A 21,195-nucleotide genomic window follows, 5' to 3' on the forward strand; every position below is an offset into this window, starting at 1 on the left:
GGTATAGCAATGGATAATCTCCGGCGGCTGGACCTCAACCTGCTGGTCACCCTGGACGCCCTGCTGGCCGAGCACAATGTGACCCGCGCGGCGCAACGTCTGAATTTCTCGCAGCCCTCGGTCAGCGTGCATCTGGCCAAGCTGCGCGACCTGTTCGGCGACCCGTTGCTGTTGCCGGGACCGCGCGGCATGCGCCCGACCGCGCGCGCCGAAGCCTTGCGCGAACCTTTGCGGCAGGCGCTGGAGGCGGTCGAACGCGCGGTGTCGCCGCAAGGGCCTTTCGATCCGGCGCGGGCGCGGCAGACCTGGCGCGTGGCCTCGGCCGACTACGGCGAATCGGCGGTGCTGCTGCCGGCGCTGGCCGGCCTGCGCGCACTGGCGCCGGCCTGTCGTCTGGCGGTGCTGCAGATGCAGCCTGCGCGCGTGGCCAGGCAGGCCGAACAGGGCGAGATCGATCTGGCCCTGCACACCACCCAGGGCGCGCCCGAGGGCTTGCGTCGACGCGCTTTGTTCAGCGAGCGCTACGTGCTGGTGGGGCGCGCCGATCATCCGCGTTTGAAGCGACGCCCGACCCTGGCGCAGTTCTGCGCGCTCGAGCACGTCATCGTGTCGCCCGACGGCGGCGGTTTCCACGGCGTCACCGACGAAGCGCTGGCGCCGTTGGGCCTGTCGCGCCGGGTCGTGCTGTCGGTGCCGCACTTCCTGTTCGTGACATCGGTCGTGGCCAGCACTGACCTGGTCGCGCTGCTGCCCGAGCGGCTAGTGCGCGACGCGCCCGCGCTGCGCGTGGTCGAGCCGCCCTTGGAACTGCCGGGCTTCGAATTGTCCATGCTCTGGCACGAGCGCTCGCATCGCGATCCCGCCCATCGCTGGCTGCGCGACCAGATCGCCGCCTCGGTCTGAGGCAACACCGTAGGATGCGGTGAGCCGAAGGCGAACCGCATCATCGCCCTGTACCGCAAGCTCGCGTTCGTACGGTCGCTGCCGCAGCCGTGGCCCGCGCGCTGTGTCGAATGACGCGGCGCGAATTGGGACAGTGATTCCCACAACGCCGAATTTTCGCTAAAGCCAGACGCGGCGCGGGCTTGCGCGGATTGATCCGTTGCTGGAACGCAGACGCGGCGCCGTTCGCGTTTATCGTCGCGATCGCGCCGTCTAGATTGCAAGGCCCGCGGCGCGGACCGCGGCGCAATCCGCTACCGCCCTCGCCACCGCCCGGTTCCGCCGTCTTCGTCGCCGGCGCTGGCGGTCGCGCCTTATTCGCAAGCTACGGAGCCCCACGTGCTGCTCTTGCCCATCATGCTGCTGTCGGCCGCGGGTTTCACCGTGCTGACCACCGAGTTCATCCTGGTCGGCCTGTTGCCGCCGCTGGCGCGCGATCTGGGCGTCAGCATTCCCCAGGCCGGTCTGCTGGTGACCTTGTTCGCGTTCGCGGTGGCCGCCAGCGGCCCGTTCCTGACCGCCTACTTCTCGCGCTTCGAGCGCAAGCGCCTGTTCGTGATCGTGCTACTGCTGTTCGGTCTGTCCAATCTGGCCGCGGCGCTGGCGCCGAACATCGGCGTGATGGCGCTCGCGCGCCTGATCCCGGCGCTGGGCGTGCCGGTGTTCTGGGCGCTGGCCAGCGAGACTGCGGTGGACCTAGTCGGACAGGAACGCGCCGGACGCGCGATCTCGATCATCTCCTTCGGCGTGATCTGCGCCACCGTGCTCGGCGTTCCCATCGGCACCCTGGTGTCCGACGCCTACGGTTGGCGCGTGGCCTTCGGCGCGTTGGCGGCGGTCGCGTTCGGCAAGGCGGCGCTGTTGTATTTCTTCCTGCCGTCGACCCGGCTGGAACGCGCGCACGCGCCGCTGGCCGAGCAGTTCCGGGTGCTGCGCGATCCGCTGCTGATCGGCCACGTATTGCTGTCGACCCTGCTGTTCACGGGCATGTTCACCGCCTACACCTATCTGGCCGATCTGCTGGAACGCCTGGCCGGTTTCGACGGCAGCTGGATCGGCTGGACCCTGATGGCCTTCGGCGCGGTCGGCTTGATTGGCAACAGCATCGGCGGGCGCCTGGTCGATCGCAATCCGATCGGCGCGTCCTTGCTGTTCAGCGCGCCGATGGCGCTGGGCCTGCTGGCGGTGGTGCCGGCGATCGGTTCGGCCTGGGGACTGACCCTGGCGCTGACGGTCTGGGGCGTGACCCAGGCCGCCTTGTTCATCGTCAGCCACGTGCGGGTGATGAAGGCCGCGCCGGGCGCATCCGCGTTCGCGGCCTCGCTGAACATCTCCGGCGCCAACCTGGGCATCGGCGTGGGCGCGTTGGTCGGCGGCCGCGTGATCGAGGCAATCGGCGTGGGCGCCCTGGGCTACGCGGCGGCGGCGATCGTCGCGGTCGCGATCGCCCTGTCGCTGTGGCTGATGTCGGCGCAGGCGCGCGCCAGCGCGGCGGTCGCGGACTGCCCGGCCTGAGCGACTTGTCCGAATTTGGCGGAATCGCAGCGCGGCCTCTGCTCGCGGGCACGCTCACTTAGCATCGAGCGTGCCGGTATGCACACGCGTGCCGGCGCGGGCGACCGGGGACGCGCGCGCCCGCACAGACACGAGACGGGCGCGACCGGTCGTCCGGCCTCTTTGCAGGCAAGGGAACCATGCGCGCATTTCGTTTGAGTTTGATTCTGATCGCGGCCTTGTGCGCCGCACCTGTCGCCGTCGCCCAGGAGGCGAAGTCGTTCGACGCCGCCACGGTGCTGGTGCAGCAACGCCAGATCCGCAGCGACATCGACGCCGGCAGCGGCGCCTACGGCCGCCTTCCGGCCGATCTGCGGCGCGAAGTCGTAAAGCGCCAGGACGCGCTGTTCCAGTTGCTGGAAGGACGCAGCTACGAACAGTTGGACGAGAGCCAGCGTGCCCAGGTCAGCGACGACCTGGCCTGGATCGAAGCCGCGCCCAAGCAGTCGGCCGAGGAGCGCGTGGTCTGCGAACGCGTGAAGTCGATGGGCAGCAACCGCGTCGAGCGCGTATGCAGGACCGTCGCCCAACGCCGGGCCGATCGCGACCGCGCCGACAAGCGATCGATCGATCGCGCGCTGGAACAGCGCAACGTCTGCGCCAACGCCACCTGCGGCGGCGCGCCCTGAGGACGCCCACAACGAAGAACCCCGGCTCGCGCCGGGGTTCTTCGTTCATGCGGCGCTGCCGTTACGGCGTCGCGTCCAGGGTCTTCTTGGCGTCGATGATGCCGGTGCCGATCGCTTGCGCCGGGGTGGCGCCGAAGGGTTTGGTGTTGGCCTTCAGCAAGGCCTCGACCTGGGCCGGGGTGGGATCGGTGCCGGGCTTGGACAGCATCATCGCGACCAGGCCGGCCACGTGCGGCGTCGCCATCGAGGTGCCGCTGTAGGAGGCATAGCCGGCGGTGGTCGGGCCCTTGGTGCCCAGGTTGAGGGTCGACAGAATGTCCACGCCCGGGCCGGACACGTCCACGCCGGTGCCGTAGCTGGAGAAGCTGGCCTTGGCGCCGGCCGAGTCGGTGGCGCCGACCACGACCGTGTTGTTGCAGCTGGCCGGGGTGGCGCCGGAGACGTCGGCGTTGCTGTTGCCGGCGGCCACGACCACGGTGGTGCCGCGCGAGACCGCGCCGTCGATGGCCGCCTGCATCGCCGCGCTGCAGGCGCCGCTACCGCCCAGGCTCATGTTGATCACGTCGGCCTTGTTGGCGCCCACCGCGGGCGCGCCCGCGACCGTGCCGCCCGAGGACCAGACGATGCCGTCGATGATGTCGGCGATGGTGCCGCCGCAACGGCCGAGCACGCGCACCGGCAGGATCTTGGCTTGATAGGCCATGCCGGCGACGCCGGTGGCGTTGTTGGTCACCGCCGCGACGGTACCGGCGACGTGGGTGCCGTGCCAGCTGGAGTTGGTCGGCAGCGGATTGGCGATACCGCACTGCAGGAAGGTGGTGTAGTCGCCCGGATCGGAGGGATCGGCGTCGCGGCCGTTGCCGTCGCCGGCGGTGCTGGCGCTGCTGATGAAGTCGTAGCCGCCCGCGATCACGTTGGCGTTGAGGTCCGGGTGCGAGGTGATGCCGGTGTCGACCACCGCCACGATCTTGCCCTGGCCGAGATGGCCGCTGTCCCAGGCGGTGGTGGCATTGCTGCCGCCGGCGCCGGTGCCGAAACCGTACTGGGTGGAGAACTGCGGATCGTTCGGGGTCGCCACCGCGTACAGGCGGATGTTGGGTTCGATGTATTCCACGTCCGGATTGGTCGCGATCTGGCGCATCACCGTCGCGGCCTCGACGCTGTCGAGCAGGGTGCTGGCGCGCACCAGTTCGGCGCCGATGCCGAGGGTGCGTTCGCGCTGCAGACTCAGCGGCTTGGCGCGCCCGAACACGGTCGCGGCGTTGTTGAGGCTGCGCTGCAATACGCCGGCATCGCTGCGGCTGGCGCTGCCCGGGCGATAGCGCACGATGAAGCCGTCGACGGGGCCGTTGAGCCCCAGCGCGCCGAGATTCACGCGTTCGGCCGACCAGGCCGGCGCGGACAGGCAGGCGGCGGACAAGGCGACGGCGAGTGCGGCGTGGCGGAGTTTCGGATGCTGCGATCGCATGGGGCTCTCCCTTGAGCGGAATCGGATGCTGCCCGGCATTGGCGTGGCCGGACGGCGGCAGGCGAGGGCGCGGTCGCACCCTGCCCCGACAGTGCCGGGCGCCGAGAAGGAGGGTCAATCGGGAGAAATCCCTACGGATCGCGCACGTTTGAGGTGCGTCTGCCCGATAAGACGGATTTCGGATGCTTGCGTTGTGCCGCGCCCGCCGCCTGGGCTCCCCAGGCAGCGGCCGCGTCCGGCTTAAGCGGTGGGCGCGATGTCGGGCTTGCGGCGCAGCAGATAAACGACGGCGCCGACCGCCAGTGCGATCGCCGCGGCGACCAGATTCTTCAGGCTGGCGCTGGCCAGCAGGCCCAACGACAGCAGGGTCGCCAGGATCGGGATCAGCGGCCCGCCCGGCAGTTGCAGCGCTTCGGGGCGGTCGCCGTGGCGGCGCCGCAACACCAGCACCGACACCGCGGTGCCCAGGTAGGTGCACAGGCGCGAGACCACCGACAACAAGGCCAACTGCACGAACGAACCCGACAGCGCCAGCGCCAGCGAGATCGCGCCGATGCTGAGGATCGCCACCGCGGGCGTGCGGAAGCGCGGATGGATCGCCGCCAGCGCGCGCGGCCCGTAGCCGTCGGCGGCCAGCGCCAGCAGATAGCGCGGCGCCATCATCACCGTGTTGTTGTTGGTGCCCAGGATCGAGACGCTGGCGCCCACGGTCAGGATCAGCGCCAACCACCAGCCGCCGAAACGCGCGGCGGCCTCGGCCAGTGGCGCCTTCGATTCGGCCAGGCCGGGCAAGGTGCCCAGCGCCACCCATTGCACCGCGAAGTAGATCGCGGTGACCGAGGCGATCATGGTCAGCAGCGCGAAGGGCACATCGCGACGCGGATTGCGGTATTCGCCCGCGGCGGCCGGCAGGTTTTCGAAACCGGCGTAGGCGAACAGCAGCAGCAAGGCCGCCTCGCCCAGGTTGCGCAGCGGAATCGCGTCGCCGGGCAGGGCGCCGGCGCTGTCGGCCACCGTGGCATCGAAGTGGCTGGCGCCGAGCAGCACGAACAGGAACAACGGCAGCAGCTTGGCGACCGCCAGCAGCACGCCGGCGCGCGCGGCCGCGCGCACGCCGACCAGGTTGATCGCGACCAGCAACGCCAGCGAGCCCACCACCACCGCGATGCGTCCCACGCCGCTGGCCGCGCCCGGCCAGAAGTGCGCGACCGCCTCGGCCAGGCCGTTGCTGAGCGCGGCGGCGGTGGCGATGCGCGTGAGCAGCAGCATCCAGCCGACCTCGAAGCCGATGAACGAACCGAAGGCCTCGCGCGCATACAGATAGCCGCCGCCGGGCTGGTCGAAATAGCTCGCGGCCTGGGCGTAGCACAGCACCAGCAGGGCGACCGCGAAGCCGGCCAGCAGCACCGCCCACAAACTGGACGGGCCCAGCAAGGCGGCCGCAGTCGCGGGTAGCAGGTAGATGCCGCTGCCGACCACGTCGTTGATCGACAGGCCCAGCAGCTGCCAGCGGCTGACCGCGCGCAGGGTCGCGGGGGCGGTGTCGGCGGAGCGCGCGCCGGTGCGATCGGACGAGGACGGTTCCAAGGCATCACCGGGCGGGAGCGTGAGGGCCAGAGTGCCCGAGTGGGCGCCCGCGAATCCAGCGCGGGCACGCCGTATCGCGACCGCCGCCACCGGTTGGGCGCCCGTTAGGCCGGGAATCACGGCTACGGCGCTACTATCCGCACGCCTCGGCCGCCGCTGGCCGCCGATCCTCAAGGAGATCGACCCGATGAGAGCGCTGATCCTGACCGCCGCCACTGTCGCCCTGCTGGCCGCCTGCAAGCCCGTGCCGCCCAGCGAGCTTCCGGCGCCTGCCGCGCCCGCCGCGCCCGACGCGCCTGCCGCGCCCGTGGTGGACCCGCCCGCCGTTCCGCCCGCGGTCGCAAGTCCGGAAGCGCCTGCCGCCGATCCCGCGCCTACGCCGCCCGGGAACGACGCGGGCCGCGCCCAGGTCAACCAGTCGATCGAGGAAGTGCTGGGCGATCCGGCGCTGTACGAGCCGGCGATCCTCGCCTTCCAGAAAGCGGTCGCCGCGCACGACGCCGCGGCGGTGGCCCGGATGGCCGACTATCCGTTCAACGCGACCCTTGCCGGCAAGCCGACCAAGATCCAGGACGCGGCCGCCTTCGTCGCCGCCTACGACCGCATCGTGACGCCGGCGATCGCCAAGGTCGTGACCGAGCAGAAGTACGCCGAGCTGGCCGTCAGCGGCAAGGGCGTGATGTTCGGCAACGGCGAGGCCTGGATCAACGGCATCTGCCAGGACAAGGACTGCAAGCGCGTGGACGTGCGCGTGGTCGCGCTGCAGTCCGGCGAACCGGCGGCCGCTCATTAACAGGCGTCCGCCCCTGCCGCTGGCGATCGTGCTGGGCGCCGTGCTGGCCTTGGGGGCGGCCGGCAGCGCGCACGCACGCAAGGTCTACCGCTGCGTCGGCCGCGACGGCTCGGTCAGCCTGGCGACCGCGCCCGAGCCGGGCTCGCGCTGCGAGGTGCGCGAGTTCGACGACAACGTCGCCAAGGTGCCCAACCTGTGGGGCTCGATGGGCGTCATCAACGGCACCCTCTACGAACGCCAGCAGGACGGCCAGACCGTCTACAGCACGCGCAATCTGCCCGGCTCGACCAAGGTGCTGTCGTTCATGGTGGAAACGCCGCCGGGCGAACCCGCGCACGTCGGCTTGGGCCTGGTCGGCAAGCCGCAGTTGGACAAGTACGCGGCGCAGTTCCGTTCCGCCGCCAAGGCCACCGGCGTCGACGACGCCTGGTTGCGCGCGATCGCCCATGCCGAAAGCGGCTTCAACGCCGCCGCGGTCTCGCCCAAGGGCGCGCAGGGCGTGATGCAGCTGATGCCGGCCACGGCGAGGGAATACGGCGTGGTCGATCCGTTCTCGGCCGAGGACTCGATCAACGGCGGCGCGCGCCACCTCAAGCAACTGATCCGTCGCTACAAGGGCGACCTGACCCTGGTCGCGGCCGCCTACAACGCCGGCATCGGCGTGGTCGCGCGCTACGGCGGCGTACCGCCCTACCGCGAGACCCAGGCCTACATCGCCAAGGTCCAGGCCCTGCACGAGAACTACCGCGCCGCGCTCGCGCCCAAGCCCAAGCGCGCGGGCAAGAAGCGCTGACGCGAGCGCGAAGCGGCGGCGCGGTTCGCCAGCCTCAGGCCAGCGCGGCCTTGTGCGCCTCGAACGGCAGCGGCGTCGCGCCGCTCTGGGCGACGATGCGCGGCTCGGCTGCGGTCAGCAGTTCCTTGCTGCCGTCGACCACCACCAGGATGCGGCCGGCCTCGATCTCGTCGTGGAACTTGCGCCGGATCGGATCGGGCAGGGACGAGCCCACCAGCGCCGAGGCCCAGCAGCCGACCATCGCACCGGCCATGGTCGCCGCCGCGGCGCCGGCCAGGGTCAGCGCGATCGGCGTGGCCGCGACCACCGCCAGGCCCGCCGCCAATCCTGCCGCGCCGCCGATACCGGCGCCGCGCAACGCGGCCGGCATCAGGTCGGTGTCGGCTTCCTTGCGTTCGTTGGGGATCGACGCGAGCTCGATGTCCGAGCGCGCGATCAACAGGATGTCGTCGTCGTGCACACCGGCTTCCTGGGCGGCGTTCATCGCGGCCTGGGCGCTGGCTAGATCGGGCGTGCTGAATACGTGTCGGATCTTCATGCTTCCTCCTGACGAAGCTTCGTCCTGGAGAGCGTTGCGATACGTTCGATCGCGATGCGCATCGCGTGGATGGCGGCCTGGGGCGCGCAAGCCGCAGCGTCGTCGCCCGGCCGTCGCGGCGAGCTTGGGCGCGGCCGGGTTACCGCGACGTGAGGGCGGCGCGCCTGCGCTTGGCGTTAACGTCGCGGTGCTAATGTGCGCTTCGTTCGTCACCGCATTCATGGAGCTCCGCATGCGCCGTCATCCCGGTTCCGCTTACGTACTCGCCGCCCTCATCGCGCTGAGCTTGGCCGCCTGCAAGCCGGCGGCAGCGCCGGAAACGGCCGCACCGGCGGCCACGCCGGCCGCCGCCGAAACCGCCGCGTCGGTCGCCGAAGCGACGCCGCCGGTCGCGAACGCGGCCGCGCCGTCGCAGTTCGCCGGCAAGGTCTGGGAGGTCAAGGAGTCGGCCACGGTCGAGAAGGGCACCACCTACGCCTTCCTCGCCGACGGCCATCTGGTGATCGACGGCCCCGGCGGCACCCCGCTGCAGGCGCAATGGAAGTTCGATGGCGGTCAGCTGACCATCATCGAGGAAGGCCAGGTCTATCCGACCGACATCCTCAAGCTGGATGCCGGCGAGTTCCGCATCCGCAGCCACAACCCCGGCGAGCCGGTGGAAGTGCTGCTGGTGCCGGCGGCGGACCAGACCCTGCCGACCGCGCAGCCGAACACGTCGATATGAGCGCGGCCGCGACGAGCGAGGGCGCAAGCCGCCGCGCGGCGCGGGTGTTCGCGCGCAGCGTTCTGGGCCTGCGGACCGGACGGGTCCGCCGCCCCGGCGTTTGACCATGTCCATGCAGCCCTTCATCGACGTGAGCTGCCCGTATTGCGGGGAGACGATCGGCCTATTGCTGGACGTCTCCGCGGGCGATCAGACTTACATCGAGGACTGCCAAGTGTGCTGCCGTCCCATCGTCGTCTCCGTCGCCATCGACGAGGAGGGCGAGCCGCAAGTCGGCGTCAGCGCAGAGGACGAGGCATGAGCGCAAGCGTGGGCGGCCGCACCGCGGCCTGGTGTCTGTTGTGGGGCTGGATGCTCGCGGCCTCCGCCCACGCCGCCGAGGTGCTGCCGTGGCAGCCGGCGCGCATCTCCAGCGCGCAATTCGAATCGCATCCGGCCTTCGACCCGCGCAACGGCGATCTGTACTTCGTGCGCAGCCGCCCCGATTTCAGCGGCTGGCGCCTCTACACCAGCCATTGCGGCGCCGACGGCTGGTCGGAACCCGCATCGCCGCCATTCGCGGGCGACGGCGTCGAGGCCGATCCCTGGTTCACGCCCGACGGACGCAGCCTGTACTTCATTTCCTCGCGCTCGGTCGACGGCGTGCCGCGCAAGGACCTGGATATCTGGCGGGTGGATCGCGACGCCAGCGGGCAGTGGGGCCCACCCCAGCGGCTGCCCGAGCCGGTAAATTCGCCCGGCGCCGAATGGTTCCCGCGTCCCGCCGCGGATGGCTGGCTGTACTTCGGTTCCACCAACCGCCCCGGCGGTTACGGCAAGACCGACCTGTGGCGCGCGCGCCAGGACGCGCAGGGCGCCTGGAAGGTCGAAAACCTCGGCCCCCAACTCAACACCGCCGAGGACGAGTACGAACCGCTGATCGCGCCGGGCGGCCAGCGCATCGTGTTCATGGCCGGTGACGGCCTCTACGAAAGCCATCGCAAGCACGGCCGGTGGGCGCCACGCGCCAAGCTGGGTCCGCAGATCAACGTCAACGGCAGCGAGATCGGCGCGCTGCTGTCGCCCAGCGGGCATTCGATGCTGTTCGCGCGCGACACCAAGGGCGAGCGGTCGGGCGAGTTGTTCCTGTTGCGCGGCAAGGGCGATGAGGACTGGCCCCCCAGGTGTCCGAAGGCGCGGTGAATCGGAAGAGCGGAGCTCGCTTCGCTCGAGGATTGCTCCCCTGCTTGGGAGCCGGGCGAGGGGCAGGGCAGCTTAGGAGATGGCTATGGACGAGATCGACAACCTACGACGGATACTGAAGAACTACTTCAATGCCGAAGACGGCCTTTCGGAAGAGGTGTCCATCGGCCTGTACCAGCGATCGTTTTCGTCGCCGGAACAGCGTCGGACGTTACGGGATCAGCTGAGCCGCGCATTCGCCGATCCGCTCCGCGATTGGCGGTCGCTGCTTGCGAACGGCGAGTACGAGGTCTACTTCGCCGCTACCGAGGAAGAAGCAAGGGCGTTTGCGCGACGGATCCTGTGGGATCCGATACTGGGCTAGCTGCGCTGTCGCGCCCCGCTCGAGTCTGGTTCGCTCCCTTCCTCTATCGTTCCCGTACGCGCCCCGAACAGCGATCATGCCTGCAAAAACCTCCACCGCCGCACCCAGTACCGGTAGCGACACGTTACCTCCACGCGCGCTCAATCGAGCCTTGCTGCAGCGGCAGTCGCTGCTGCAGCCGTCGTCGGCATCGCCGCTGGCGATGATCGAGCGCCTGGGCGGTCTGCAGGCGCAGGCGCCGAACCCGCCGTATCTGGGTTTGTGGTCGCGCTTGTCCGAGTTCCGCCCCCAGCAACTGACCGAACTGATGCAGGCGCGTCAGGTGGTGCGCGCGACCATGATGCGCGGCACCCTGCATCTGGTCAGCGCACGCGACTACCTGGACTGGCGCGCGACCCTGCAGCCGATGCTGCGGCGCCTGTTCCTGCAAAGCGATCAGGGCCGCGCGGTGCAGGGCATGGATCTGGACGCGCTGGGCGCGGCCGGGTTGGCGCTGCTGGCGCGCCAGTGCTTGAACGCCACCGACCTGGGCGCGGCGCTGCAGCCGCAGTGGCCGCAACGCGACGCCGCGGCGATGGCGCGCTGGGTGCGCGGCGTCGAGCCGCTGGTGCACGTACCGCCGGCCGGGGTCTGGGACTCGCATCGCGCGGCCGGCTTCGCCCCGGCGGCGGACTGGCTGGGCCAGCCCTTGAGCGCGGACGACGCCAGCGACGCGATCGTGCTGCGCTATCTGGCCGCGTTCGGCCCGGCGACGGTGCAGGACATCGCCGCCTGGTCGGGCCTGCAGGGCGTGCGCGCGATCGTCGAGCGCCTGCGTCCGCGCCTGCGCACGTATCGCGACGCGGCCGGCACGACCTTGTTCGATCCGCTCGACGCGCCAGCGCCCGATCCGGATTCGCCGGCGCCGCCGCGCCTGCTCGCCGATTTCGACAATCTGCTGCTCGCCCACGCCGACCGCAGCCGCATCTTCGACGAGCGGCTCAAGTGGTCGGTGTTCACCCGCAATGGGATCGTGCGCGCCACCGTGCTGATCGACGGCTTCGTCGCCGGCACCTGGAGCTTGGAGCGCACCAAAGACACCGCGACGATCGCGATCGTCCCGTTCGCGTCGCTGGCCAAGCCGCAGCGCGCCGCCTTGGATGAGCTGGCGCAGCGTTGCTTGAGCGCGTTCGCACCGACGCTCGCACACGCGGTGAGCTTCCAACCCGCCTAGGCGAACTCGCGGTGCCCCGGATCACGTCGAATCCGCGATCGGTTCGACGCCGATGCGCGTGCGCGCCTGAGCGCGTCGCCCGCGAACGCATGCGCGCATGACCGGAGCACGCGCGATTTCGTAAAGGTTGTGTTGCGTTCAGCCAATCCAGGCACAGCGCGACCCGGCGCAATGCCGCCTTAGGTCACGTTTTTACGCGTTTCGACGGACTCGCCTAACGTCATTCCTAAGCGATGTGGTTAAGCGAACGTAGCTTTAACGCTTCGCGCGCGCGATCGGTTCAGACGCGCGCCGGCAAGGTGCAGTCGTGCGGTGACCCCCAAGCTTTCAGACATCCGCGCAACACATCACCTCCAGGAGAGATCGCATGAATACCCTGTCCCGCAAGTCGCTGATCGGTGCTTTCGCCCTCGTCGCCAGCCTGTCGGCTCCGCTCGCGTTCGCGCAGCAGGCCGAGCAGGCTCCGCCGGCCGAGCAGGCGCAGACCACCGACGCCGCGGCCGCCGCCGCGACCGATGCGACCGCCGCCCAGACCAGCGAGCCGGCGGCGACCGCCGCCGCGCCGCAGAAGAAGAGCTGGAGCGATGTCGACGTCGACAAGGACGGCAACCTGAGCAAGACCGAGGCCTCGAGCGTGCCGGCCCTGGGCCAGGTCTTCGACAAGGCCGACAGCAACGCCGACGGCTCGCTGACCGCCGACGAATACAAGGCCTATGTGGCCAAGGCGCAGAGCAGCAAGCCGGCCAAGCACGGCGGTTGATCCGCGCCGACGTAGCTCGGTAAAACCCGAGGGGTGTGGACTCCCCTGCGGAGGAAGGGCGGCTAGGGCCGCCCTTCCTGTTTGCAGGCCCGGTTTTTCGCCGGGCCGCGCGCGCGGCATAATGCGCGCATGAATCGCACGCACGCGGCCGCCATCCGGCTGGTCGGCTTCGACGCCGACGACACGCTCTGGCGCAGCCAGGATTATTTCGACCAGGCCCAGCTCGATTTCGAGCGCATCGTCGGCGCCTATGTCGACCTGCACGATGCCGGCGTGCATCAGCACTTGTACGAAGTCGAGAAGCGCAACATCGCGCTGTTCGGCTACGGCGTGAAGGGCATGGTGCTGTCGATGATCGAGGCCGCGGTCGAGATCACCGGCGAGCGCATCAGCGCCGCCGACCTGCACCGCATCGTCGGCCTGGGCAAGGACCTGCTGCGGCACCCGGTCGAGCTGCTGCCGGGCATCCCCGAGGCGGTGCGCGCGATCGCCGGCGAGTACGACGTGGTCCTGATCACCAAGGGCGACCTGTTCCACCAGGAAGCCAAGGTGCGCCAGTGCGGCCTGGCCGACCTGTTCCGCCGCATCGAGATCGTCAGCGAGAAGGACACCGCCACCTACGCGCGCCTGTTCGACGAGTTCGGCCTGAGCGCCGGGCAGTTCGTGATGATCGGCAACTCCCTGCGCTCGGATATCGCGCCGGTGCTGGAGTTGGGCGGCTGGGGCATCCACATGCCCTACCACGTGACCTGGGCGCACGAAAACGAGGCCGAGGTCGCCGCCGATGCGCCGCGCCTGCGCCGCGTCGACGGCGCCGCCGCGCTGCCGGATGCGGTGCGCGAACTGGCGCGCGCGGCCGTCGCCTGAACGGGCGACGACGCCAGCCCAACGCCGGCTGAGCGGTTCCGCGCTAGGCCGGCGAAATTACGAAATCGTTCACCGTCGCGGTCGCATCGTCGCCCCATGCCTGCAATGGTGCAGGCTTGAGGAGAACGACATGACCGCACTGTCCCGATGGCTCGCCCCGGTGGTCGTGGCCGCCGGTTTCGGCGTGGTCGCGATGGCGCCGGCCCCGGCAATGGCGCAGAGCGACGACCTCGCCCGCGTGATCGTCAACGTGGCCGATGTGATCATCCGCGGCAACACCCCGTACTACCGTTACGGCAACTACGGCTACGACGATCGCCTGATCGTGGTGCGCGATCGCTACGGTCGTCCGACCTACTACCGCAACGTGCCGCGCCACGGCTACGCGCAGCCGCCGTACGGCAACGCCTACGGCTATCGCAATCAGTACAACCGTCCGGGCTATAGCACCGGCAACTGCAACCAGTACGGCAAGTGCCGCACCGAGTACTACGACGCCCGCTACGACCGTCGCCACGATCGTCGTTACGACAATCGCTACGACAACCGGTATTACAACGGTCGCTACTACGACAACCGCTACGACAGCCGCTACGACCGCCGGCGCTACGACGACTAAGCGCCGCCCCGACGGCACCGCATGGCGCGGTGCCGTCGTCCGCCCTGCTGTCGCGCACCGCGTTCGGTGCTAGCCTGCGGCCCTGCCCGCAAGGAGTCGTCCCGCCATGAAATCGCTATTGCTGTGCGCCAGCCTGGCCGTCGCCGGCCTGGGTTCCGCCTGGGCCCCCGCGGCGCAGGCCGCCGGCCACGTCGACTGCAAGCTGCGCTTCAACCTCGCGGGCTGGTCGGTGTTCTACAAGACCTCCTCGGGCAGCGGCACGGTCACCTGCGGCAACGGCCAGAGCATGGCGGTCAAGATCAGCGCCAAGGGCGGCGGCCTGACCGTGGGCAAGTCCAAGATCGAGAACGGCGTCGGCGAATTCTCCGGCGTGCACGACATCTCCGAGATCCTGGGCACCTACGCCACCGCCGAGGCCCATGCCGGCGCGGTCAAGTCCAGCAAGGCCCAGGTCATGACCAAGGGCGAAGTCTCGCTGGCCCTGGCCGGCAAGGGCCAGGGCTGGGACCTGGGCGTGGCCTTCGGCAAGTTCGTGATTTCGCGTTGAGCATGGACCGCAGCGTCGCACCGTCGCCCAAGCCGCCGCGTCGGCGCCTGCGGGTGCGCCTGCTGGCGCTGCTGGCCTCGATCGCGGCGGTGCTCGGGATCGGCCAGAGCTGGGCGCAGGACTACGCCTTCGGCTGGGATCCGCGCAGCGGCGACGCCTGGGTCGACACCTGGCTGGGCGACGTGAACCGCTACGGCGCGCGCTACCGCGAGCCCTTCGTCGACGAGATGGTGCGCAACTACGGCGCGCCGCGCGAACTGGTGTCTGAACTGCTGGGCGCGCGCCGCTGGGCCGCGGGCGACGTCTACTACGCCTGCGCGCTGGCCCAGGTCTTGGGCCGTCCCTGCCGCTACGTGGTCGACGAATGGGAACGCAGCCACGGCGAGGGCTGGGGCGCGGTCGCGCAGCGCCTGGGCATCAAGCCCGGCTCGCCCGAGTTCCACCGCCTCAAGCGCGGCTTCGTGCCCACCTACGACCGCTGGGGCCGGCCGATCGCGATCGATGCCGAACTGCGCCGCGATTTCCCGAACCGGCCCAGCGTGAAGAGCAAGCGCGCGCAGCCGTCGCAGGCCGCGCGCGAGGCCGGCAAGGGCAAGAGCGCCGACAAGGCCAAAGGCCCCGCGCCGCGCAAGGCACAGGGCAAGCAATAGGCGCGCCCGCACGGCTGGGCTGGGGCGGCTTTATGATGGCCGCATGAGCGAACGCGCCCCCGCCGCGGACATCCGCATCGTCGATTTCGCGCCGCAATGGCGCGCCGATTTCGCCCGCCTCAATATCGAATGGCTGGAACGCTGGTTCGTGGTCGAACCTATCGACCGCACGGTGCTGGAAGACCCCGAGACCCACCTGCTCGCCGACGGCGGACGCGTGCTGTTCGCCGTGGACGGCGCGCAGCGCGCGCTGGGCACGGTCGCGCTCAAGCACGAGGGCGATGGCGTCTACGAGCTCACCAAGATGGCCGTCGACAGCAGCCTGCGCGGCGGCGGCCTCGGGCGCCTGCTGATACTGGGCGCGCTGGAACGCTTCCGGTCGATGGACGGCCGCGAACTGTTCCTGGAATGCAACACCAAGCTGACGCCGGCGTTGAAGTTGTACGAGAGCGTCGGCTTCCGTCATTACCCGGCGCCGCGTCCCGGTTCGCACTACGCCCGCGCCGACGTCTACATGGTCTGGCATCCGCCGGAGTAAGGTGGTTCGCAAATCCGAATCGGCTGCGCGCAGATGCGGCGCGTGTGGATGTCGGTTCTCGGAATGCGCCGGCGCGGGCAGGGCGGGGGATCAGGGCTCCGGCGGTGCACGCAACATCGGCTTGACCAGCATCGCGATGCCCGCCAGCAACAGCAGCACGCCCGTTCCCAGGGTCCAGTAAGCGCCGTGGTTGCCGGGCGCCATATGACTATTCCAATAGGCTCCGCCCGCGCCGAACACCACCAGCACCGCGCCGAAGCCGAAGCTGCCCAGGCCGAGCAGCAACGCCAGCCACACCGGCAGGCGCAGGAACACCATGCCCCATGCGGCCAGCACCAGCACTGCGTAGGCCATGATCGCTCCCTGTCGCCGACCGCCCTAAGTTAGCGGCAGCGCGGTCCGCCAACAATGCGCGGCAGGGCCTGCCGAGCGGTGTCGGCGCAATGGCCGGCATTCGCCCAGCCGGCACCGGTCGGGCCCCAGAGCCGGGGCTCGGCTGCCGCGCCGTACAATGCGCGCCATGACCGCCGCCACCGCCATTCCCGCCGCGCAACTGCGTCTGTCCGTCGCCCCGATGATGGATTGGACCGACACCCAGTGCCGGGTCTTCCACCGCGCGCTGGCGCCGCATGCGCGGCTGTACACCGAGATGGTCCACGCCAATGCGGTGATCCATGGCGATCGCGACCGCTTGCTGGCGATGGATCCGGTCGAGCATCCGGTGGCGTTGCAGTTGGGCGGCAGCGAGCCGGCGCTGCTGGCGCAGGCGGCGCGGATCGGCGCCGAGCGCGGGTTCGACGAGATCAATCTCAACTGCGGCTGTCCCTCCGACCGCGTCCAGGCCGGGCGTTTCGGCGCCTGCCTGATGCGCGAGCCGGCGCTGGTGGCCGATTCGGTCGCGGCCATGGTCGCGGCTTGCGACGTGCCGGTGACGGTGAAGTGCCGGCTCGGGGTCGACGACGACCAGCATTACGAGGTGTTCCTGGCCTTCATCGAGCGCGTGGCCGCGGCCGGCTGCGGTATGTTCGTGGTGCATGCGCGCAACGCCTGGCTCAAGGGGCTGTCGCCGAAGGAAAACCGGGAAGTGCCGCCGCTGCGCTACGACTGGGCCTACCGGCTGAAGCAGGACCATCCTGAGCTGCAGGTGATCGTCAACGGCGGCATCGCCAGCCAGGCCGACGCGACCGCGCACCTGGCCCACAGCGACGGCGCCATGCTCGGCCGCGCCGCCTATCACGATCCCTATTTGCTGCATCGGCTGGACGTGGCCTGGTTCGGCGGGGAGCTGCGCAGCCGCGCCGAGCTGCTGCGCGGGCTGCGGCCCTATGTCGAAGGCCAGCTCGCGCGCGGGGTCGCGCTCAAGCACATCACCCGCCATGTGCTCGGCCTGTTCCACGGCGAGCGCGGCGGGCGCGCGTTCCGGCAAGTGCTCAGCGAGGGCGCGCACCGGCCCGGCGCGGACTGGTCGTTGGTGGAACGCGCGCTGGCGCTGACCGAAGCGCGGGCCGACGCGGCATGATCGGTCGCGATCGCGAGGCCTTCCTGGCGATCGCGCGCGACTGCGCGCCGGACTTCGGGCCGGCCACCGCGCGCGCCGCCTTCCTGGTCGCGCCCGACGGCTTCGCGCGCGCCGAGCAGTCGGCCGGCGACAACCGCTACATGGCCGCGGCCGAGGGCTTCGATCCGGGCCTGGCCAGCGCCCAGCACCGCGAGCTGCAGCGCGCGCTGTCGGCGCTGCTGCCGACCGTGTGTTTCGCCGGCGACCCGGACACGCCCGACGCGCTGTTCCCCAACAACGTCTACGCGACCGCGCCCGGCCGCACCCTGATCGGGCGCATGCGCCACCCGGTGCGCCAGCGCGAGGCCGCGCGCGCCGACATCCGCGCCTTCTTCCGCGAGGTGCTGGGCTACGCCGAGATCGACCTGTCGACCCAGCCGCACCCCTGCGAGCTCACCGGCGCGCTGGTGATCGACCGCGCGCGCGGGCTGGGCTACTGCGGTCTGTCCGAGCGCTGCGACGCCGAGGGCGCGCGTCTGATGCACGAGGCCCTGGGCCTGCGCGCGACCCTGCTGTTCGACCTGGCGCCCGGCGAATACCACACCAACGTGGTGTTGGCGGTGCTGGCCGGCCGCGCCGCCCTGATCTGCCCGGGCGGCTTCGCCGACCCGGCCGCGGCCGCCGCGATCGCCGCGGTGTATGCGCCGCATGCGATCGAACTGAGCCCGACCGAGCACGCCGCCTTCGCCGGCAACGCGATCGCGCTCTCGCCGGACCGGGTCTGGATGAGCACGCGCGCGGCCGGGGCCCTGAGCGAGGCCAGCCGGGCCGGGCTGGAGCGCGCCGGCTTCGCCGTGGCGGCGGTCGCGCTGGACGCGATCGAGGCCGGCGGCGGCTCGCTGCGCTGCTGCGTGGGCGAGATCTACTGAGGCCGTTGACCACGATGTCATCGCCGCGGGGCAAGTGCGGCGGTCGCGGCCCTCGAATTCCAGTACCGGACGGTTTCGCCGACGCTCCGCGCCATTGCTCGCAAGTACGGGCCTGAATGGTGGCTGGGAGGTAAAGAAAAAGTTCAGACCGGATTCACCGCTCCGTTTCGAGAATGCCACCTCATCCAGCGCCCGTGCGCTATTGTTCCGTCACGTTGTCCTGCCGAGTCCCCATGAAGATCCTGTCCGCCCGAGTCATGGCTACGCTGCTGCTCGCCGCTACCGCGGTCGGGGCGGGCGACGCCTGGGCGCAGGACCGGGGCGGTCGCGGCCAGGGTCAGGGCCAGGAGCGGCGCGACCGCGACGACGGCCATGACCGGCATGAAGGCCATCGCGCGTTGTCCGATGCTGTGCGCCGCGTCGAACGCGAAAGCGGCGGCGGCCAGGTCCTGAGCGCCGAGCGCGTGCCGTTCGACGGCCGCGACGTCAATCGGGTCAAGGTCGTCGATCCCAGCGGTCGGGTCCGGATCTACATGGACGACCCGCAGCAGGGCCGCGAACGGCGCGACGACGGCGGCCGTACACGCGGCGACGACAACGACAACGACTAACCTCTGGCGTAGAGGTCGCGCCCTCCGGCGCGGTCGACTGATAAGGGAGTGCCCATGCGAATTCTGTTGGTCGAAGACGAAGCACCGCTGCGCGAGACTCTGGCCGCGCGCCTGAAGCGGGAAGGCTTCGCTGTGGATGCCGCCCAGGACGGCGAGGAAGGCCTGTACATGGGCCGCGAAGTCCCGTTCGACCTGGGCATCATCGACCTCGGCCTGCCCAAGATGTCGGGCATGGAGCTGATCAAGGCCCTGCGCGACGAAGGCAAGAAGTTCCCGGTCCTGATCCTGACCGCTCGTTCGAGCTGGCAGGACAAGGTCGAGGGCCTCAAGCAGGGCGCCGACGACTACCTGGTCAAGCCCTTCCACGTCGAAGAGCTGCTGGCGCGCCTCAACGCGCTGGTGCGCCGCGCCGCGGGCTGGAGCAAGCCGACCCTGGAATGCGGGCCGGTCATGCTGGACCTGGCTGCGCAGACGGTCAGCGTCGCCGGCACCAACGTCGACCTGACCAGCTACGAATACAAGGTGCTGGAGTACTTGATGATGCACGCCGGCGAGCTGGTCTCGAAGGCCGACCTCACCGAGCACATCTACCAGCAGGATTTCGACCGCGACTCCAACGTGCTCGAAGTCTTCATCGGCCGCCTGCGCAAGAAGCTGGACCCGGACGGCGCGATGAAGCCGATCGAGACCGTGCGCGGCCGCGGCTACCGCTTCGCCATTCCGCGCAGCGGGGAGTAAGGACGGGCTTCGTCCGGCCGCGGCCGGGCGAGGACGTCGGGCCGGGCATGCGGGCGGACGCCACTTCCAGCGAACCTAAGCGACCGGGCGCGAACACGATTCGCGCCCGGTTTTCGTTGCTGCGCCGGAGGCCACGGCCATGAGCTGGGGCCAAGCGCGCTCGCTGCGCGCCCGCCAGCTGCTGGCGGCCAGCCTGGGCCTGCTGGCCTTCCTGGCCCTGGCCGGCTACGCCCTGGACCGCGCCTTCCTCGACACCGCCGAGAACAACCTGCGCGAGCGCCTGCACGGCTACGCCCTGGCCTATGCGGCCAAGGGCGACTTCGACCGCAGCGGCGAGTTCGTCGAACCTTATGAGCCGATCGACCCGCGCTTCGATCAGCCCGGCAGCGGTCTGTACGCCGAGCTGGTGCTGCCCAACGGGCATTGGGACTCGCCCTCGGCGCAGGGCCCGCTGCTGCCGGCCGCGTCCATGCTCAAGCCCAGCGAGCGCCGCTTCGAGGGCCCGCTGCCGATCACCGAGATCAACGGCGACGTCGGCGAGGCCTACCGCTACGGCATCGGCCTGACCTGGGCCGCGGGCGGCGATCCGCGCGCCGAGTTCCCGTACACGATCTACATCCTCGAGAACACGACCTCGCTCAGCGGCCAGGTCGCGGTATTCCGCGGCGCGCTGTGGCGCTACCTGGGCGGCGCCGGCTTCATTCTGCTGCTGCTGCAGGCGCTGATCATGCAGTGGAGCCTGCGCCCGCTGCAGCGCGTGATCGACGAGCTCAAGCGCGTGCAGCGCGGCCTGGCCTCGCGCATGAGCGAGCGCCACCCGCGCGAGCTGGAGCCGCTGACCGAGAGCATCAACGCCTTCATCGAGAGCGAGCGCGAGAACCTGGACCGCCAGCGCAACACCCTGGCCGATCTCGCCCACAGCCTGAAGACGCCGCTGGCGGTGCTGCGCGCGCGCCTGGACGACAACGCGCCCGACGGCGAGCTGCGCGAGGACGTGGACCTGCAGCTGCGGCGCATGAACGACCTGGTGTCCTACCAGCTCGCGCGCGCGGCCTCGGGCGGCCACGCCCTGTTCGCCGCGCCGGTGGCGATCGAGCCGCATGCCGAGCAGATCGTGCGCGGCTTGGAAAAGGTCTATGCCGGCAAGGGCGTGCTGTGCGAGTTCGACGTCGCGCCCGATGTGCAGTTCCACGGCGAGCCGGGCGACCTGCAGGAGCTGCTGGGCAACCTGCTCGAGAACGCGTTCAAGTGGGCGCATTCGCGCGTGCTGCTGACGGTGACCCCGGGCGAAACCGCGCCCAACCGCCGCCCCGGCCTGCTGCTGGCGGTGGACGACGACGGCCCGGGCATACCGGCGGAGAAGGTCGCCCTGATCCTGCAGCGCGGCGTGCGCGGCGACGAGCGCGTGCACGGCCACGGCATCGGCCTGGCGATCGTGCAGGACCTGGTACGCGGCTACCGCGGCACCCTGGACGTGGTGCCGTCGGAAGAGCTGGGCGGCGCGAGGTTCGAGGTCAAGCTGCCGCCGGGGCTTTGAGGGGCGGTACGGGTTAAAAGCAAATCCCCCCCTAGCCCCCCTTTTGCAAAGGGGGAAGACCAGCGGCCGTCGGGCGAGTCGCGATTCCAAATCGAACCGCGTAAGTTCCCCCCT

General features: G+C 70.3%; 25 protein-coding genes. 21 read left to right on the top strand and 4 right to left on the bottom strand.

The annotated features are described in order from the left end of the window. The first annotated feature begins 9 nt into the window (after positions 1-9). The 3 genes from ASD69_RS13085 to ASD69_RS13095 all read left to right on the top strand — a co-directional run bounded on the left by ASD69_RS13085 (position 10) and on the right by ASD69_RS13095 (position 3,125). Positions 10-903, top strand: a complete 894-nt coding sequence (locus tag ASD69_RS13085; RefSeq protein ID WP_056178564.1) for a LysR family transcriptional regulator — start codon at positions 10-12, stop codon at positions 901-903. Between the two features lie 378 nt (positions 904-1,281). Beyond that, positions 1,282-2,457 (top strand): MFS transporter, encoded by a 1,176-nt coding sequence (locus ASD69_RS13090; RefSeq protein ID WP_235567210.1) that lies wholly within the window; start codon positions 1,282-1,284, stop codon positions 2,455-2,457. A 179-nt stretch (positions 2,458-2,636) separates the two neighbouring features. Beyond that, complete coding sequence (locus ASD69_RS13095) at positions 2,637-3,125, top strand: hypothetical protein (protein WP_157499188.1); 489 nt, start codon at positions 2,637-2,639, stop codon at positions 3,123-3,125. Between the two features lie 61 nt (positions 3,126-3,186). On the opposite strand, the gene ASD69_RS13100 is transcribed toward ASD69_RS13095, so the two are convergent. Both ASD69_RS13100 and ASD69_RS13105 read right to left on the bottom strand, forming a co-directional pair. After that, complete coding sequence (locus tag ASD69_RS13100; protein WP_056178569.1) at positions 3,187-4,593, bottom strand: S8 family peptidase; 1,407 nt, start codon at positions 4,591-4,593, stop codon at positions 3,187-3,189. 240 nt (positions 4,594-4,833) lie between these two features. Next, positions 4,834-6,120, bottom strand: coding sequence for an APC family permease (locus tag ASD69_RS13105; protein ID WP_056179912.1), 1,287 nt, complete (start codon positions 6,118-6,120; stop codon positions 4,834-4,836). A gap of 247 nt (positions 6,121-6,367) precedes the next feature. Here ASD69_RS13105 and ASD69_RS13110 point away from each other — a divergent pair, with 247 nt between their 5' ends. Continuing rightward, positions 6,368-6,973, top strand: coding sequence for a hypothetical protein (locus ASD69_RS13110; RefSeq protein ID WP_056178571.1), 606 nt, complete (start codon positions 6,368-6,370; stop codon positions 6,971-6,973). Between the two features lie 28 nt (positions 6,974-7,001). Beyond that, complete coding sequence (locus ASD69_RS13115) at positions 7,002-7,766, top strand: lytic transglycosylase domain-containing protein (protein WP_235567211.1); 765 nt, start codon at positions 7,002-7,004, stop codon at positions 7,764-7,766. A 34-nt stretch (positions 7,767-7,800) separates the two neighbouring features. On the opposite strand, the gene ASD69_RS13120 is transcribed toward ASD69_RS13115, so the two are convergent. Continuing rightward, positions 7,801-8,304: a hypothetical protein gene (locus ASD69_RS13120; protein ID WP_056178577.1), complete on the bottom strand. Its 504-nt coding sequence runs from the start codon at positions 8,302-8,304 to the stop codon at positions 7,801-7,803. A 232-nt stretch (positions 8,305-8,536) separates the two neighbouring features. On the opposite strand from ASD69_RS13120, the gene ASD69_RS13125 reads away from it, so the two are divergent. The 11 genes from ASD69_RS13125 (at position 8,537) to ASD69_RS13175 (ending at position 15,768) form a co-directional block, all read left to right on the top strand. Next, positions 8,537-9,028, top strand: a complete 492-nt coding sequence (locus ASD69_RS13125; protein ID WP_157499190.1) for a hypothetical protein — start codon at positions 8,537-8,539, stop codon at positions 9,026-9,028. A 106-nt stretch (positions 9,029-9,134) separates the two neighbouring features. Then, complete coding sequence (locus ASD69_RS13130) at positions 9,135-9,329, top strand: CPXCG motif-containing cysteine-rich protein (RefSeq protein ID WP_056178582.1); 195 nt, start codon at positions 9,135-9,137, stop codon at positions 9,327-9,329. Then, positions 9,326-10,210, top strand: coding sequence for a hypothetical protein (locus ASD69_RS13135; protein WP_235567212.1), 885 nt, complete (start codon positions 9,326-9,328; stop codon positions 10,208-10,210). The genes ASD69_RS13130 and ASD69_RS13135 overlap by 4 nt, the downstream gene beginning before the upstream one ends. Before the next feature lie 85 nt (positions 10,211-10,295). Further along, a complete protein-coding gene (locus tag ASD69_RS13140; protein WP_056178585.1) occupies positions 10,296-10,574 on the top strand; it encodes a hypothetical protein in 279 nt (92 codons plus the stop codon). A 76-nt stretch (positions 10,575-10,650) separates the two neighbouring features. Then, positions 10,651-11,787 (top strand): winged helix DNA-binding domain-containing protein, encoded by a 1,137-nt coding sequence (locus ASD69_RS13145; protein ID WP_056178587.1) that lies wholly within the window; start codon positions 10,651-10,653, stop codon positions 11,785-11,787. A 367-nt stretch (positions 11,788-12,154) separates the two neighbouring features. Continuing rightward, positions 12,155-12,547, top strand: coding sequence for a hypothetical protein (locus ASD69_RS13150; RefSeq protein ID WP_056178591.1), 393 nt, complete (start codon positions 12,155-12,157; stop codon positions 12,545-12,547). Positions 12,548-12,676: 129 nt separating this feature from the next. Further along, positions 12,677-13,414: an HAD family hydrolase gene (locus ASD69_RS13155; RefSeq protein WP_056178593.1), complete on the top strand. Its 738-nt coding sequence runs from the start codon at positions 12,677-12,679 to the stop codon at positions 13,412-13,414. 130 nt (positions 13,415-13,544) lie between these two features. Next, the gene (locus tag ASD69_RS13160) at positions 13,545-14,033 is read left to right on the top strand and encodes a hypothetical protein (protein ID WP_056178596.1); all 489 of its coding nucleotides are present in this window, start codon (positions 13,545-13,547) and stop codon (positions 14,031-14,033) included. A 106-nt stretch (positions 14,034-14,139) separates the two neighbouring features. Continuing rightward, positions 14,140-14,580: a hypothetical protein gene (locus ASD69_RS13165; RefSeq protein ID WP_056178598.1), complete on the top strand. Its 441-nt coding sequence runs from the start codon at positions 14,140-14,142 to the stop codon at positions 14,578-14,580. Between the two features lie 2 nt (positions 14,581-14,582). Beyond that, positions 14,583-15,230 (top strand): hypothetical protein, encoded by a 648-nt coding sequence (locus ASD69_RS13170; RefSeq protein ID WP_056178601.1) that lies wholly within the window; start codon positions 14,583-14,585, stop codon positions 15,228-15,230. A 43-nt stretch (positions 15,231-15,273) separates the two neighbouring features. Then, positions 15,274-15,768 (top strand): GNAT family N-acetyltransferase, encoded by a 495-nt coding sequence (locus ASD69_RS13175; protein ID WP_056178604.1) that lies wholly within the window; start codon positions 15,274-15,276, stop codon positions 15,766-15,768. 90 nt (positions 15,769-15,858) lie between these two features. On the opposite strand, the gene ASD69_RS13180 is transcribed toward ASD69_RS13175, so the two are convergent. Continuing rightward, positions 15,859-16,122 carry a hypothetical protein gene (locus tag ASD69_RS13180; RefSeq protein WP_056178609.1) on the bottom strand — a complete coding sequence of 88 codons (264 nt, stop codon included), beginning with the start codon at positions 16,120-16,122 and terminating at the stop codon, positions 15,859-15,861. Between the two features lie 166 nt (positions 16,123-16,288). Between ASD69_RS13180 and dusA the strand changes: the two genes are divergently transcribed. From dusA to ASD69_RS13205, 5 genes are all read left to right on the top strand, one after another. Beyond that, positions 16,289-17,287 carry a tRNA dihydrouridine(20/20a) synthase DusA gene (gene dusA, locus ASD69_RS13185; RefSeq protein WP_056178612.1) on the top strand — a complete coding sequence of 333 codons (999 nt, stop codon included), beginning with the start codon at positions 16,289-16,291 and terminating at the stop codon, positions 17,285-17,287. Beyond that, positions 17,284-18,195 carry an arginine deiminase-related protein gene (locus tag ASD69_RS13190; protein WP_056178615.1) on the top strand — a complete coding sequence of 304 codons (912 nt, stop codon included), beginning with the start codon at positions 17,284-17,286 and terminating at the stop codon, positions 18,193-18,195. Before dusA ends, ASD69_RS13190 begins: the two co-directional genes overlap by 4 nt. Before the next feature lie 257 nt (positions 18,196-18,452). After that, positions 18,453-18,806, top strand: a complete 354-nt coding sequence (locus ASD69_RS22725; RefSeq protein WP_235567231.1) for a hypothetical protein — start codon at positions 18,453-18,455, stop codon at positions 18,804-18,806. Between the two features lie 54 nt (positions 18,807-18,860). Further along, positions 18,861-19,544, top strand: a complete 684-nt coding sequence (locus ASD69_RS13200) for a response regulator transcription factor (RefSeq protein WP_055909122.1) — start codon at positions 18,861-18,863, stop codon at positions 19,542-19,544. 139 nt (positions 19,545-19,683) lie between these two features. Beyond that, complete coding sequence (locus ASD69_RS13205; RefSeq protein ID WP_056178618.1) at positions 19,684-21,081, top strand: ATP-binding protein; 1,398 nt, start codon at positions 19,684-19,686, stop codon at positions 21,079-21,081. Positions 21,082-21,195 lie beyond the last annotated feature (114 nt).

The sequence above is a fragment of the Lysobacter sp. Root604 genome, assembly GCF_001427505.1.
Taxonomy (GTDB): Bacteria; Pseudomonadota; Gammaproteobacteria; order Xanthomonadales; family Xanthomonadaceae; genus Lysobacter.

Bases quoted from the DNA above. Each gene is read 5' to 3' on its own strand.
- ASD69_RS13085 (WP_056178564.1), top strand. From the start codon at position 10: ATGGATAATCTCCGGCGGCTGGACCTCAACCTGCTGGTCACCCTGGAC.
- ASD69_RS13095 (WP_157499188.1), top strand. From the start codon at position 2,637: ATGCGCGCATTTCGTTTGAGTTTGATTCTGATCGCGGCCTTGTGCGCC.
- ASD69_RS13100 (WP_056178569.1), bottom strand. From the start codon at position 4,593: ATGCGATCGCAGCATCCGAAACTCCGCCACGCCGCACTCGCCGTCGCC.
- ASD69_RS13110 (WP_056178571.1), top strand. From the start codon at position 6,368: ATGAGAGCGCTGATCCTGACCGCCGCCACTGTCGCCCTGCTGGCCGCC.
- ASD69_RS13120 (WP_056178577.1), bottom strand. From the start codon at position 8,304: ATGAAGATCCGACACGTATTCAGCACGCCCGATCTAGCCAGCGCCCAG.
- ASD69_RS13125 (WP_157499190.1), top strand. From the start codon at position 8,537: ATGCGCCGTCATCCCGGTTCCGCTTACGTACTCGCCGCCCTCATCGCG.
- ASD69_RS13130 (WP_056178582.1), top strand. From the start codon at position 9,135: ATGTCCATGCAGCCCTTCATCGACGTGAGCTGCCCGTATTGCGGGGAG.
- ASD69_RS13135 (WP_235567212.1), top strand. From the start codon at position 9,326: ATGAGCGCAAGCGTGGGCGGCCGCACCGCGGCCTGGTGTCTGTTGTGG.
- ASD69_RS13140 (WP_056178585.1), top strand. From the start codon at position 10,296: ATGGACGAGATCGACAACCTACGACGGATACTGAAGAACTACTTCAAT.
- ASD69_RS13145 (WP_056178587.1), top strand. From the start codon at position 10,651: ATGCCTGCAAAAACCTCCACCGCCGCACCCAGTACCGGTAGCGACACG.
- ASD69_RS13150 (WP_056178591.1), top strand. From the start codon at position 12,155: ATGAATACCCTGTCCCGCAAGTCGCTGATCGGTGCTTTCGCCCTCGTC.
- ASD69_RS13155 (WP_056178593.1), top strand. From the start codon at position 12,677: ATGAATCGCACGCACGCGGCCGCCATCCGGCTGGTCGGCTTCGACGCC.
- ASD69_RS13160 (WP_056178596.1), top strand. From the start codon at position 13,545: ATGACCGCACTGTCCCGATGGCTCGCCCCGGTGGTCGTGGCCGCCGGT.
- ASD69_RS13165 (WP_056178598.1), top strand. From the start codon at position 14,140: ATGAAATCGCTATTGCTGTGCGCCAGCCTGGCCGTCGCCGGCCTGGGT.
- ASD69_RS13170 (WP_056178601.1), top strand. From the start codon at position 14,583: ATGGACCGCAGCGTCGCACCGTCGCCCAAGCCGCCGCGTCGGCGCCTG.
- ASD69_RS13175 (WP_056178604.1), top strand. From the start codon at position 15,274: ATGAGCGAACGCGCCCCCGCCGCGGACATCCGCATCGTCGATTTCGCG.
- ASD69_RS13180 (WP_056178609.1), bottom strand. From the start codon at position 16,122: ATGGCCTACGCAGTGCTGGTGCTGGCCGCATGGGGCATGGTGTTCCTG.
- dusA (WP_056178612.1), top strand. From the start codon at position 16,289: ATGACCGCCGCCACCGCCATTCCCGCCGCGCAACTGCGTCTGTCCGTC.
- ASD69_RS13190 (WP_056178615.1), top strand. From the start codon at position 17,284: ATGATCGGTCGCGATCGCGAGGCCTTCCTGGCGATCGCGCGCGACTGC.
- ASD69_RS22725 (WP_235567231.1), top strand. From the start codon at position 18,453: ATGGCTACGCTGCTGCTCGCCGCTACCGCGGTCGGGGCGGGCGACGCC.
- ASD69_RS13200 (WP_055909122.1), top strand. From the start codon at position 18,861: ATGCGAATTCTGTTGGTCGAAGACGAAGCACCGCTGCGCGAGACTCTG.
- ASD69_RS13205 (WP_056178618.1), top strand. From the start codon at position 19,684: ATGAGCTGGGGCCAAGCGCGCTCGCTGCGCGCCCGCCAGCTGCTGGCG.